The organism is Bacillus salipaludis (genome assembly GCF_004358205.1).
In genome coordinates, this window is sequence record NZ_SMYO01000003.1 from 45318 (window position 1) to 57363 (window position 12046).

Consider the following 12046-nt stretch of genomic DNA (forward strand, 5'->3'; position numbering starts at 1 on the left):
CCTCAGACCGTTAAATCATTTTCTGATTTTATATCAATCGCCTCTTGCAAAAGCCTTTGGAGAACAGCCGCAAAAACTGCAATCACCACGGAAGCAAACGGAACAACCAATCCGACAAAGATGACACCTGGGGCGTCGTCCTTTTCCGCAAAGAGATAAAAAAGCGGCAAGACTAGCACGTTCAAGGTACTGATTGTGATTGCACAGAATTTGATTTTCTTTAATGCTTCCACAGAAATTTGCGAGAACGCTTTATTTTTATCAATATAGTGTAAAAGTTTGAAAGCCTGATACAAAGCAAAGTAAAAAGGGATTGCTGATGCATAAAAAACGAGGAAAACGAGATATTTTATAAAAGCAAACTCTGGAAGCAATTTTGCTGCAATATTCCCTAACTCAGGCACCAAAAAGATGCACAAAGCAAGAACGGGGATTCCAATAAGAATAACAGTTATCTTTAAAAATAATGTTGTTCCTTTTTTCATAAAAGCACACCTCACTGATTTATGGTTATTTTGAATTTAACACACCATTTATCGTTTTACAATAAATTTTTATCTATTTTTATAATGTTTTTATTGTATAAATCTCAATTTAAGACAAAAATAAAAAGCATTCCTCATTATGGAAAAATGCTTTTTCAACTTCATTTGTTCGCTTATCCAACATATTTTAGGAGATCGACGATTTTTACCGCTTCCTTAATTGGACAGGAACTTTATAGAAAAGTGATAAACAAAGTCAATAAATTAAACTGTATCTCTAACCATTTTTCCATCCATTAACATGCTATTCCTTAATTGAACCAATCTCATTTTAAAAGATAGACGCAACGGTATATTTGACAGTAGAATAACTATAGAAAAAGAATGAATTATTCATTTTCTGAGAAAGGATGAGACCATGGAAGAAACAATTCTTGAAAATATCGTTGTTGCCTTTTCATCCGGAAAAGACTCCGCTTTCTTAGTCAACCAATTGTTAAAGGATCAGAGATATAAAATCGTATCGTTAGTGACAACCTGTACGAACAATGGTACCGTTACAAGTCACCACATTGATGAACACCTGGTTGAAAAACAAGCGGAAGCTATCGGATTGCCTCTATACAAAATAAAAATGAGCGAATTTACCACGGAGAATTTTGAAGATGGTTTAATCAACACCATGGTTCATTTCCGGAAACATTTCGGAGTTACGAAAATCGCTTATGGGGACTTATTTTTGGAAGAGGTCAAAAACTATAAAGAAAAATTACTCAGAAGACATGGATTCGAATTGCTGCTTCCCTTATGGGGACAGAATACGAAAACATTAGCTCGACAAATGGTGGAGGAAGGATGGAAAGCTGCCGTTATATCCATAGATTCAACGAAATTGTCGTCCGGTTTTTTAGGGAAAACCTTAACGAAAGAATGGCTGGAAGCATTGCCTTCTGATGTAGACCCATGTGGGGAGTATGGCGAATACCATACTTTTGTATTTCATGGACCTATCTTTCAATATCCTATTCCAATAGAAATTGACTATCAAATTATAAAAGCAAGGGATCGTTGGAAGTTTGTTGGAATTAAATTAAAAGGTGAGGAAGGAATGAGATGATGAATGTCGAATCAGCATGTACAGCCTCATCCAAGAACAGTTATGCTGATTCGTCACCTGATGTACCGCTCGAAAAAGGCTAACCTGTGCCGTTTGTGCAACAAGAAAAAAAGTCGCAGCTACGATTTTGTTATGATTTAACTCCGCTTTAGTTACATAACATCTATTAGAAAAATTATTCCAATCCAAATAAAGGGAAGATAATAAAAATTATTTTTTAATATAATGAAGCATAGCAAGTTGACCTAATTTTTCTACTTTTGTTAATGTGTATTTTTGAGTAATGTCATCTCCGATATAAAGGGAGATACCTTTCCCTAAAATAATAGGTGCAATGGCTAATTGGAATTCATCAATTAAATTTTCCTTAAAAAATTCACGAGCTAAGTTTCCTCCACCAATTAACCATATGTCTTTACCCGGCTTTTGTTTTAAATCTTTAATGAAAGTTTTGACCTCGTCATTAATAAATGAGGCAGATTCATCTGATTCAATAACAGATTTAGAAAATACATAATTTTTATAATTACTGTATGGATAATCCATATCAAATCCACGAATGACATTATATGTTCCTTTTCCCATAATAACAGTATCAATTCTTTCAAGGAGTGAATTATATCCAGAATCTCCTTCTACTTCTGTTGATTCTAACCATTCTAATGTACCATCCTCATTTGCAATATAACCATCAATTGAAGTGCCAATGTATAAAATTATGTTACGCTGTTTTTTCAAGCGAATCTCCCTTACTTTTTTCAGTTTATAAAATTATTATTATTACTTTAAGTTTAAATCTTAGAATCTGTTTCGTAAATCAAACAAACAAAAGGCGATGCCTTTATTCAGGCATCGCACTCGTAAATTTAATAGAAATTCATTTTTTTTCCATTACTGCAAAGTAATTATTTTCACTATCAGCAAAATTAAATACTCTACCTGTAGGCATATTTACAATTTCTCCTACTGTGACGTTTTTGTTTGATAAGTCACTATATAAATTATCGAAATTTTTTGAGAAGAACATTAAAGAAGGTGTTCCAAGATTTAATTCAGGCGCCATTTTCGCAACAAATTCCTTATTATGGAGAATAATGCTTGTTTCAGCTTCTTTAGTTGAAGCAATTTCAATCCATCTCATTCCTTGACCATTGTCTTCCTCTGAAATTACACTAAACCCTACTTTTTCTGTCCAAAAGTCCCTTGCTTCATCTTGATTGTTAACATACAACATGATTTGACCAACTTGACTAATCATTGATTTTTACACTCCCTTAAAAAAGTAATTACGAAACTCAATGCTCCAAAACCTTACTAATACTGAAAACAGCGTAACGGTAACTCTACTTCAGGGACTCCACAAGCTCGTTCAAACGGTCCCAAGTTTCGGTGATTCCTTGCACCATGCCCATGTCCATGACGGTCTTAAGGGCCTCTTCGGAAACATATTCAGCACGGTTTATTAGCTTTGTCTTTCCACCCAACTCGATGAATTCCAATGTGATCTCGGTGGACGGCATGGAGTCATTCAAATTGCCTTCGGCATCCGAAAAGTAATCGGTGTAGACGATCTTCTCTGGCTCGATAATCTCCTTATAAATCCCTTTTCCCCAGGATTCCATACCAAAAAATTGACCTTGATTCTGATCGACGCACTTCATACAGTAATGCCAAACGCCACCCGGACGGAAATCGACGTTGCAGACCGGAATCTCCCAGCCCCTCGGTCCCCACCAGCGTTTCAGATGCTTCGGCTCTTTAAACATCTTGAATACTAGATCGCGTGACGCATCGAAAATGCGCTCCAGTACCAGTATCCGATCGTTCTCTACTCTCGATACCATTGTGTTGTTTGACATCGTAATTCCTCCTTGAACATGAAATGATTTTATGATTTTTCCTTGTTCTGCAATTCCTTCAAATAATCATCTAAATTGTCGAATCTTTCTTCCGTAACACGCCGGAAGGATTGTATCCAAGAATTCAGCGCTTGGAAGGGCTCTGGCCGGAGCTTGTAGATACGCCGGTTAGCATCGGCCTGAACTTCCACAATCCCGTTTTCGCTTAGCACTTTTAGATGCTTCGAAGTTTGGGGCTGCCTCAATCCAAGTTGATCAGCGATTTCCCCCACGGTCATAGGACCGTCACGCAAGAGTTCGACGATATTCATACGATTTGGTTCTGACAAAGCGCTCAGTGTCGTCATGTTCACACCCGGAATCTTCCCTGACATGTTGCTCACCTCGTCAAGTGATGGTCTCCGGTAAAATCACTTCTACATCATCACTAGTATTATGGTCCTGTTGAATTCATTATACCCAACAGGGAATATTCCCGTCAAGGAATATTTAAAAATTAAAGTGATACCGAGTCAATTCGAATTACAGAATCTAATCCTTCATAGGTTGAGTAAAGTCGTTTTCTCCATTCATATCGTCCCGATTGTCACCTTTACTCTTATGCTCATTAGTATTGTGTCCGGTAGCATCATTTGTTTGATGGTTCAGCATATGGATTTATATTTACTTAGGCATAGATTTAGTATTTGAACACGCCGGTGACCAAATACACTCTAAACAATTTAAAATTCATTTCTCAATTTTTAAGACTAAATAAACAAATTCATTTAGTAAAACACATATTTATGTCCCAAATTAAACTTTTCAATAACTTTTTAGGGTACTTGAAATAAATAGGTTATGCCAATCTATCATTATTCTTATTTAACTGCCCATTTTGTCGAATAAGAGAATCAACAACAATCATTAAAAGAGCCTACTGCTTGAACAGATGTTTTAAAAACAAATCTCCCTTGCAATAGATGTTGAAAGTATATTTCATTAATTCTTTCTTTAGCACTTTTGCATATAATATAGGAAAAATTTTCATTAGTCTCTAAGTAGAGACTAATTCTACTAAAAGCATCTTAGATAAGTTGCCTCCACTAGGCGCTTGCATGAAGTGGAGACGCTTTTATATTTTTAGGGTTAAGCATATTGCGGATTTCGTAGAAATATGATGATTATTGTCCAATCCAAACTTGTCCTATGAAATATATATAAATAGAGAAAAGTATTCTTTCCTCAATAACCCAATAGGTACTGGAGGTGATGTACATGAGTGACGGATTAAATATGTCTTTTACATTAATCGTAGTATTGTTCATTCTCCTTATCATTGTCGGAACTTCTTTTATGGGTTATTAAATCGTACGGAACTAGGGGTAAGATGATTTAAATCTGTCCCTTTGTCTAGACTACTGAAAGGATAGGAGGTTGAATTACACTTGGTATTTTTCCCTGACGGCTTTAGAAGAAGAAGGTTTATCCCTATTGAAATCGAAATCGAGATTGAGAGAAGAAGACGTATTGAAATAGAAATCGAGATTGAGAGAAGAAGACGTATAGCAATTGAAATTGAAAGAAGAAGAAGACGCGGATTCTTTTAAGTAAATGATTTAAACATGTTACCAAAGGGCCTTCGGGCTCTCTTTTTTTAGGCTGTTTTCACCTAATAGTTAATGAACACCCTTTGCTTAAGTACAATTCTTCACAAATTAACTATGAAATATAAAAAGTGATGCAACAGCTGCCTCCATTGTTAATTTCTAATTTACTTAATCAATGCTTGTGTCATCTAATCGTATTTCCGCTACCTTTCCGTCTTCTACTAGCCAGAATTCAATCGTTGCATCTAGTTTATGGTCAACGTATCCGACAATATCCACACCTTGTTCTGTCCTTTTATAGAAACTTGGACCATATGAAGCGATAACATCTTGTTTCGTACTACCAATCTCGATTCCTTTTGCTGTTTTAAAACTAGTTTTCGTTTTTATTCCTTCAACTTCTCCAATTATTAAACGAACAATATCCCCTTTTTCTTTTCCGTTGATAATAGAGGCCGTTTCTAATCCACCTTCCCAATGATAATAATCGTATAAATCATTATTCTCCCTGCTTAGTGGTGCTTTATAGTGCCTTACAAAAGATGGGTTATGAATATTATCGTGCAGCCGTATCTTTCCAAAAGATTCATTTGAAAGGTTGGTTGAATCAGTTTGTTTAAAGTAATAGCTTCGTCCCTCTGTATAAAGAGAAATTGTTCGATAGCATATAACCGCTATTAAAATAATTAACACTGGTAATACAACATATTTTATTCGCATTTTTACTCCCGATTTTATCATTGAAATATTAATTTAGGTGAAGGATTCTTTGAAAGTTCATGTTACAAATTAGATAAGATTGATGAGGTTTTTCAATAACTTCTTTTTAAATGAAAAAATCTTATAAAAAAAATTGCCCCGCTTGGTTCAAAAAGAAATTTACACACTACGGACCAAATTCAATTTGACCTGTAAACAATAAGATAATCACGATTATCCAGAATATAAAAAAAGAAAAGGAGAGGATTAACGATATAATTGGTATTACATTTTTCTCCGTTTTCTTTACTATCCCGATTATAGATAGTACGATACCTATACCCGTTAGCGAAAATGTTATATAATCCCCAACTAAATTCCCGATATTTGCTATTCTTGTAGCTGGGACAAAAACTATAAAAAAGCAAATAGCTCCAATAATAAAAGAAATATAGCTTATTATACCGTGTTTCTTCGGTGGAGCAGTTTTCTTTTCCAAATAAACACAACCTTTCTAAAGGAGTCATCAACCCCTACTCTCAAACAAATCTTATCTCAATAAGACTTTCCGATATGATTTTAACACAATTTTCCATCCAATTGAGTTAGTGATTAGTTTTATTTAACCAACTGTCCCGATATTTAATAAAAATTTATCTATTTACAAGAAATCTCATGAGGGAGATCATTGGATCGATTAATGCACTATAAAATAATTTAACCCAGAAATTAAGAAAGCAATTATACCCCATCTAAGAAGGACACTTTAAAATTTAGGAAAAATGAAAGCAATTCAAATTAAATCTGTAATATTCTTCTAATCGGTGCTAATAATAAGATGGTTAAATAATAAATTCAGGAGGATTTGTATGCAACAGGATCAACAAGCTAAAAAGAATTTAGGGTCTATTATGAAACCAGAATTTGCTGGCACTGATGCACAAAAAGTAAAACAGGAAATTCAAAATGATGTAATCCAAGGAGAAGGTTCAATGACTTCCCGAGAGGCAGGCGCAATGCGTGATTAAAAATCAACTTCATTGCTTTATTAAAAACAGGATATTTCTTAAAACTCTAAACACCATTAAATTCTAATTTAATGTCGGCACGATAAAGCAAAAATAAAAAGGGATAGATGAGCAGGAAACATGCTCTACCTATCCTTTTTTACTGCAAATGAGCCCATTTACATAACTTAATCTTTTTTAGATCGTTTTTTCCTTTCTTCAAAAAAGATCCAATTTCATGTAAAGCGAATACTTTTGTTTTTTTATAAAGTGAACCTGATTCCAGTTAGTAGACTGAAAAGAGCAATGATTAAAGCGATACGAATGACCATTCTTACTCTGCGGCCTCTTACTCTTGTGTTAAGAATAATACTATCACTGCCAACATACTCTAGCGTCCCTGTATATGTTCCGTTATTGGTGACGACTTCTACTTCTTGACCAACCAGTTCAGAAGCAAAACGGTTAAATTCCTTACTACTCATCTTCCTATCATCTCCTTTCTAATTCTATTAAATGATTTCTCTTATTAATTGATTGGATGTTTATAGGACAATCTAAAAATATTTTTGAGCAAATAAAAAATGACTGCAACATTGCGGTCATTTTTATTATCTAATCAGATGGTTTATTTCTCCGGTTTATCCCATTCTGATAGTACGTAGATGGAACATGGAGATGCGAACAATTTCATCATTAAAAATCAAAGTCATCATGTCATCATTTATATCAAATAAAATTCCTTCTATTTTTTCTGGACCGTCATGGTTTATTTTGATCCATTGGAGTTTTTGATTCTCTAACAAACTTAGTAAATTATTAGCTTTTTTATATTCAAAATCTTCAGTAAACTCATTCTTGAATCCTTTCGTATTCTCCGTCACACTTTTTATATGTTGGGTATTATAGTAAACAACCCCATCCTCTTCAGTGAGTAGGACAAAATAATCATTATAAACATCTAATAACTTTCCAACCTTAGATCCGCGACCACCTCGATCAATATTGATTACTTTCCCTACAAAAGACCTCAATAAGTCTAGAAACATAATTGATTACCCCTTTTCAATTAAACAAGCATATTTCTTTTTATTTATATGTATTATCCAGGGGGGCTGTACTAATAAAAATGCCTCTTTTGTTGAGGAACAGTTGTTGATCTGGGTATCGCTTCTTATTTTTGTTCAACTATCGTGCTTATCTAGTGAAAAAACCTATAAAAATATTTATTTAATTTGTCCCCTGCTTCAACACTTAACAATTGTTGTATGTCTTCTCACAATTTCCCATTTATTGATGCACTATTTATTTATAACGATGGATAATCTATAATTTGCATGATGGTTAAGTTCTTCTAAAAATTGATTTAATCGTTCATTGGAGGGAAATTTACATTCGAGAATGTAACAACTATCTCCACTTATTTTAAAGTTATTTATTATGTAATTATCTTGTGTTTTTATATATGAAAGATATGGTTCATGATGCGTAGTTTTTATATAGATATTTATGAATGCATGTATAAACCACCCTAATTTAACCTGGTTGACTTTAATGGTATATCCCTCAATTACCCCACTATCCTCTAATTTTGCAACTCGTGATGCAGCTGCTTGACCAGTCAAATGAACTTTTTTTCCCAATTCTTTCATGGTAATCCGACTGTTCATGGATAACTCATCCAAGATACGCAAATCCGTTCGATCCAACATTTATTCAACTCCTTTCATTATTCAAGCCAAACAGCGAAAAGACTTGATTTTATCTATGTAAATGTTATTCGGTGATAGTATAAACTATACGTAAATCAAAGAGAAGGAGTTTTAACAATGAATATACAACTAATTCGAAATGCCACACTTGTTGTCGAATATGCTGGGAAAAAGTTTTTAATTGACCCATTTTTAGCAGATAAAGGGACTTATCCGCCCTTTTCTAATACCTTAAGACAAGATCAATTGAATCCTCTAGTTGACTTACCAACATCCATTGATAATATTATCAATAATGTGGATGCTGTGATTGTTACACATCTGCATTTAGATCACTGGGATGATACAGCCAAGGAGGTATTGCCTAAGGGGATAAAAATGTTTGTACAAAATGAAAAAGATGCTACAGAAGTTAGAAACGCCGATTTTATAAATGTAGAAGTTTTACAGGAAGATACAGTTTTTGAAGATATCCAATTAATTAAAACAAAAGGTGAGCATGGAAGAGGAGAAAAGTTATTAAACCGTGCCGGTCAAGTGTGTGGTGTTGTCTTCAAACACTCAACTGAAAAAACGTTATATGTGGCTGGCGATACAGTTTGGTATGAAGCAATCCAGGAAGTAATCGATACGTATAAACCAGAAATCATTATTGTAAATGGTGGAGATAATCAAATATTAGAACTTGGTTCTCTGGTAATGGGGAAAGATGACATTTTTGAAGTGTATAAGGCTGCCCCTATCGCCAAAATCATTTCTGTCCATATGGAAGCCGTCAATCATTGGACATTATCAAGAGATGAATTGAAGAGCTTTATTAATGAAAGAGGAATCTCTTCTCATGTTTTAGTACCTGATGATGGTGAATCTTACACATTTTAATTTTTGGCTGTTTTAAACTAGTCTGTTGATTTCCGTTCCAGGCACTTCGCTTTCCGCGGGCGTGCCGGGGAGCCTCCTCGTCGCTTCGCTCCTGTGGGGTCTCCCCTGCCCCGTACTCCCGCAGGAGTCTTCGTGTCTTCCACTCCAATCAACGGGGTAAAAAATCAACAATGTTCTTTAACACAGCCTAATTTTAAAAAAACAGTTTGCCAATTTGTTGGTTTAATTTTATAGATTGCAGTTTTAAACCACTAATATACGTTCTAGACCTATAAGGTGCTCATGATGAAGTTGTTGATCATTATGGGCTTTTATCTTGTTAAGGGACAAAAATTGAATTTATTTGCCCTTAAGTATTGGCACGATTTTCGATTCAATTATTGTAGGAAAGAGGAAGTACTTCCTTATCATTTCCGCATGACGATAATAATTCTGTGGTTTCAATACGCCATTACTTCTCTCTCTTTGTTCTTATCCAAATACCAATAGCACAAGCAACTACCACTGTAATAGTTCCTAAATAAAATTGTACTTTCAGATAATTTGGTATGTATTCCATCAGACAAAAACTCTCCCATCAAATTAGACATTTCTCTTACAGAAAGGATGCATTTTTGGATTGTAGTAACAATGAAATGGATATTAAATGATATGCCAGGTAAAAATATGAATGAATAGGATTATAAAATTTAGTTTTGAAAATGTTGAATTTGTTCCATACTTAGAGGGATCTATCATGAAAGAAAAGTGGAAAATGTATGCTTTGCTAATTATACCTTGGCTATCTGTCAAGAAACTTGGTAAATTGTCATTCAAACGTTACTTTCCTACTATTCTTTTTAGCAACATGGTAATTGCTTTTATAAGTGAGTTGTCCAGGGAGTTAAAGTGGTGGAAAGTAAAAAATCCTATTTTTCCAAAATTAGCAACAGATGTATCATTTGTATTTCGTCCTTTTACAATCCTTAACCTTTGGATCTTCAAATTAACTTACAAGAGATTCTGGTTATACCTTTTAACGAATATTTTTGCTGACTACTTGTTTGCATACCCATTAACCACCATAGCGGAAAAACTACGCGTTTATAAGATGGTAAGAATGAGCCGGAAGCAGCTTTTCTTTTTGAGTGTTGCTGTAGCGATTATTAATTATCTGTACCAATACAAAATTATTGAACCTCAACAAAAAAGCTTCTTAAAATAAACTAATAGTTTGATTAGGTTATGTGAAAAGCCCAGAAATTTAAGATTTACCAGTTTGGATGGTTAACCTAAATCTATCCAAGAACCTCATAGGTAATTTATTACCAAACTGAGGTTCTTTTCACACTTCTATCTTGTAAAAAAGCTGATGCTTTTAGGAAACATCAATCTGTTTTTCGTCATAATAGTTAATTTTAGTTTTTAAATAATACTCCATTTCATTCATTAAATGGAAAACAGATGCCCTAGTTTCAAATTCTATGCGAGATTTTGGCAGTTCAAGCTCTTTCATTTTTTGGTGCTGGCTTTCCAGTTTTTGAAGATGTTTGTAAGCTGTGTTTTCACTCTTCACATCAGCACTGATATCGTAAAGAAATTCGGAGAAAACATGCCGTTGGACAACATCTTCATCCAGCGACGATACAATGGGCAGCATGCGACTTAAAATGACAAATTGCTTCTCCCTCATATCGAAATAATAAAAATACCCCTTCTTATCGGAAAGCAATTGGTTTTCGTCATATTGAATAGCTAACCTTTTACCTTCGTTAAGATTTTCTTCCAATTCCAATAGTTCTTTTCCGTCCCAACCTTGATCCCCTTTTTCCAGATAGGCTCCATATTCAAATAATATTTTTTTGAACTTCTCTTCTATGGCGGATTGGGTTGCCTTTAGGTTTTTTTCTACGTTTGGCATGTAACTGTTTAACAGAATCGCAACCCCTACACCAATGATGACGATTTGGAGTTCATTTAAAGCGATGGGCAGAGTGAATTTCTCAAGCGTGAAGATGTGAAGAACAATTACTACGCTATTCACAAACCCTTTTTGCAGTCGAAGCCGAACTAACAAGGGAATGAGAATCAAAATGAATAACGAAAATACAAGAGGATTAAATCCCAGCATTCGAAACACAAGACCACTCAAAACCAAAGAAAGCGTACAGGCAGCAAATCGTTCCAGTGAAGACCGGATGGACTGCTTTTTCGTCTTTTCTATGCAGAGGATGCAAATAATGGCGGCGAAACTAGCAAACTGAAGCTGAAGCAATTCGGCAATCCAGATGGAAACCCCCGCACCCAACGCTGTTTTGATTGTCCTTAAACCAATTTTCATAAATACACCCCAGTTATTTCTATTCATGTTAGTTTACCATGATAAGCATAAATTTTTGGGTTATTTATTTGTAAAATTTTTGGCATCGCTTTCTTTGATGGTCAAGTGGATGGAATTATGAAATATGCAGTTACAGGAAATACTCGTGGATGAACATTGAATACTCTCGGATAAGCAATAAATACTCTCAAAAATGGATGCTACTCTCGGATGACCTCGCAATACTCGTGGATGAATTTTGAATACTCTCGGATAAGCAATAAATACTCTCAAAAATGGATGCTACTCTCGGATGACCTCGCAATACTCGTGGATGAATTTTGAATACTCTCGGATAAGCAATAAAAACTCTCAAAAATGGATGCTACTCTCGGAT

Annotated in this window: 17 protein-coding genes; 6 read left to right on the plus strand and 11 right to left on the minus strand. The window is 34.6% G+C overall.

The window, feature by feature from the left end; genetic code table 11:
- Positions 1 to 2: 2 nt before the first annotated feature.
- Positions 3 to 485 (minus strand): DUF2975 domain-containing protein, encoded by a 483-nt coding sequence (locus E2K98_RS05595; protein WP_133333288.1) that lies wholly within the window; start codon positions 483 to 485, stop codon positions 3 to 5.
- A gap of 418 nt (positions 486 to 903) precedes the next feature.
- Between E2K98_RS05595 and E2K98_RS05600 the strand changes: the two genes are divergently transcribed.
- Entirely contained in the window at positions 904 to 1602 is a 699-nt protein-coding gene (locus E2K98_RS05600) for a Dph6-related ATP pyrophosphatase (protein WP_133333289.1), read from the plus strand.
- Between the two features lie 210 nt (positions 1603 to 1812).
- Here the strand turns inward: E2K98_RS05600 and E2K98_RS05605 are convergent, their stop codons facing one another.
- The 4 genes from E2K98_RS05605 to E2K98_RS05620 all read right to left on the minus strand — a co-directional run bounded on the left by E2K98_RS05605 (position 1813) and on the right by E2K98_RS05620 (position 3835).
- A complete protein-coding gene (locus E2K98_RS05605) occupies positions 1813 to 2340 on the minus strand; it encodes a dihydrofolate reductase family protein (protein ID WP_133333290.1) in 528 nt (175 codons plus the stop codon).
- Between the two features lie 139 nt (positions 2341 to 2479).
- Complete coding sequence (locus E2K98_RS05610; protein WP_133333291.1) at positions 2480 to 2860, minus strand: VOC family protein; 381 nt, start codon at positions 2858 to 2860, stop codon at positions 2480 to 2482.
- Between the two features lie 85 nt (positions 2861 to 2945).
- The gene (locus E2K98_RS05615) at positions 2946 to 3461 is read right to left on the minus strand and encodes an SRPBCC family protein (RefSeq protein ID WP_133333292.1); all 516 of its coding nucleotides are present in this window, start codon (positions 3459 to 3461) and stop codon (positions 2946 to 2948) included.
- A gap of 29 nt (positions 3462 to 3490) precedes the next feature.
- Complete coding sequence (locus tag E2K98_RS05620) at positions 3491 to 3835, minus strand: ArsR/SmtB family transcription factor (RefSeq protein WP_133333293.1); 345 nt, start codon at positions 3833 to 3835, stop codon at positions 3491 to 3493.
- Positions 3836 to 4736: 901 nt separating this feature from the next.
- On the opposite strand from E2K98_RS05620, the gene E2K98_RS05625 reads away from it, so the two are divergent.
- The gene (locus tag E2K98_RS05625; protein WP_197031452.1) at positions 4737 to 4808 is read left to right on the plus strand and encodes a YjcZ family sporulation protein; all 72 of its coding nucleotides are present in this window, start codon (positions 4737 to 4739) and stop codon (positions 4806 to 4808) included.
- A gap of 80 nt (positions 4809 to 4888) precedes the next feature.
- Positions 4889 to 5050, plus strand: a complete 162-nt coding sequence (locus tag E2K98_RS30795) for a hypothetical protein (protein WP_165976184.1) — start codon at positions 4889 to 4891, stop codon at positions 5048 to 5050.
- A gap of 168 nt (positions 5051 to 5218) precedes the next feature.
- Here E2K98_RS30795 and E2K98_RS05630 read toward each other — a convergent pair whose 3' ends face one another.
- Both E2K98_RS05630 and E2K98_RS05635 read right to left on the minus strand, forming a co-directional pair.
- Positions 5219 to 5770, minus strand: coding sequence for a hypothetical protein (locus E2K98_RS05630; protein ID WP_133333295.1), 552 nt, complete (start codon positions 5768 to 5770; stop codon positions 5219 to 5221).
- Between the two features lie 166 nt (positions 5771 to 5936).
- Complete coding sequence (locus tag E2K98_RS05635; RefSeq protein ID WP_133333296.1) at positions 5937 to 6248, minus strand: hypothetical protein; 312 nt, start codon at positions 6246 to 6248, stop codon at positions 5937 to 5939.
- Positions 6249 to 6618: 370 nt separating this feature from the next.
- Between E2K98_RS05635 and E2K98_RS30800 the strand changes: the two genes are divergently transcribed.
- On the plus strand, positions 6619 to 6777 hold the full coding sequence (locus E2K98_RS30800; RefSeq protein WP_165976186.1) for a hypothetical protein: 159 nt from the start codon (positions 6619 to 6621) through the stop codon (positions 6775 to 6777).
- A gap of 242 nt (positions 6778 to 7019) precedes the next feature.
- Here the strand turns inward: E2K98_RS30800 and E2K98_RS05640 are convergent, their stop codons facing one another.
- From E2K98_RS05640 to E2K98_RS05650, 3 genes are all read right to left on the minus strand, one after another.
- A complete protein-coding gene (locus E2K98_RS05640; protein ID WP_133333297.1) occupies positions 7020 to 7241 on the minus strand; it encodes a hypothetical protein in 222 nt (73 codons plus the stop codon).
- 156 nt (positions 7242 to 7397) lie between these two features.
- Positions 7398 to 7805, minus strand: a complete 408-nt coding sequence (locus tag E2K98_RS05645; RefSeq protein ID WP_133333298.1) for a hypothetical protein — start codon at positions 7803 to 7805, stop codon at positions 7398 to 7400.
- A 252-nt stretch (positions 7806 to 8057) separates the two neighbouring features.
- Positions 8058 to 8468 carry an Lrp/AsnC family transcriptional regulator gene (locus E2K98_RS05650; RefSeq protein ID WP_133333299.1) on the minus strand — a complete coding sequence of 137 codons (411 nt, stop codon included), beginning with the start codon at positions 8466 to 8468 and terminating at the stop codon, positions 8058 to 8060.
- Between the two features lie 117 nt (positions 8469 to 8585).
- Between E2K98_RS05650 and E2K98_RS05655 the strand changes: the two genes are divergently transcribed.
- Positions 8586 to 9350 carry an MBL fold metallo-hydrolase gene (locus E2K98_RS05655; RefSeq protein ID WP_133333300.1) on the plus strand — a complete coding sequence of 255 codons (765 nt, stop codon included), beginning with the start codon at positions 8586 to 8588 and terminating at the stop codon, positions 9348 to 9350.
- Between the two features lie 736 nt (positions 9351 to 10086).
- Positions 10087 to 10554, plus strand: coding sequence for a hypothetical protein (locus E2K98_RS05665; RefSeq protein WP_133333302.1), 468 nt, complete (start codon positions 10087 to 10089; stop codon positions 10552 to 10554).
- A gap of 153 nt (positions 10555 to 10707) precedes the next feature.
- Here E2K98_RS05665 and E2K98_RS05670 read toward each other — a convergent pair whose 3' ends face one another.
- Positions 10708 to 11670, minus strand: a complete 963-nt coding sequence (locus tag E2K98_RS05670; RefSeq protein ID WP_165976187.1) for an aromatic acid exporter family protein — start codon at positions 11668 to 11670, stop codon at positions 10708 to 10710.
- Between the last annotated feature and the right edge of the window lie 376 nt (positions 11671 to 12046).

What these genes read in the sequence shown, in the direction of transcription:
- E2K98_RS05595 (WP_133333288.1), bottom strand. Translation starts at nt 485, where the DNA reads ATGAAAAAAGGAACAACATTATTTTTAAAGATAACTGTTATTCTTATT.
- E2K98_RS05600 (WP_133333289.1), top strand. Translation starts at nt 904, where the DNA reads ATGGAAGAAACAATTCTTGAAAATATCGTTGTTGCCTTTTCATCCGGA.
- E2K98_RS05610 (WP_133333291.1), bottom strand. Translation starts at nt 2,860, where the DNA reads ATGATTAGTCAAGTTGGTCAAATCATGTTGTATGTTAACAATCAAGAT.
- E2K98_RS05615 (WP_133333292.1), bottom strand. Translation starts at nt 3,461, where the DNA reads ATGTCAAACAACACAATGGTATCGAGAGTAGAGAACGATCGGATACTG.
- E2K98_RS05620 (WP_133333293.1), bottom strand. Translation starts at nt 3,835, where the DNA reads ATGTCAGGGAAGATTCCGGGTGTGAACATGACGACACTGAGCGCTTTG.
- E2K98_RS05630 (WP_133333295.1), bottom strand. Translation starts at nt 5,770, where the DNA reads ATGCGAATAAAATATGTTGTATTACCAGTGTTAATTATTTTAATAGCG.
- E2K98_RS30800 (WP_165976186.1), top strand. Translation starts at nt 6,619, where the DNA reads ATGCAACAGGATCAACAAGCTAAAAAGAATTTAGGGTCTATTATGAAA.
- E2K98_RS05640 (WP_133333297.1), bottom strand. Translation starts at nt 7,241, where the DNA reads ATGAGTAGTAAGGAATTTAACCGTTTTGCTTCTGAACTGGTTGGTCAA.
- E2K98_RS05645 (WP_133333298.1), bottom strand. Translation starts at nt 7,805, where the DNA reads ATGTTTCTAGACTTATTGAGGTCTTTTGTAGGGAAAGTAATCAATATT.
- E2K98_RS05650 (WP_133333299.1), bottom strand. Translation starts at nt 8,468, where the DNA reads ATGTTGGATCGAACGGATTTGCGTATCTTGGATGAGTTATCCATGAAC.
- E2K98_RS05655 (WP_133333300.1), top strand. Translation starts at nt 8,586, where the DNA reads ATGAATATACAACTAATTCGAAATGCCACACTTGTTGTCGAATATGCT.
- E2K98_RS05665 (WP_133333302.1), top strand. Translation starts at nt 10,087, where the DNA reads ATGAAAGAAAAGTGGAAAATGTATGCTTTGCTAATTATACCTTGGCTA.
- E2K98_RS05670 (WP_165976187.1), bottom strand. Translation starts at nt 11,670, where the DNA reads ATGAAAATTGGTTTAAGGACAATCAAAACAGCGTTGGGTGCGGGGGTT.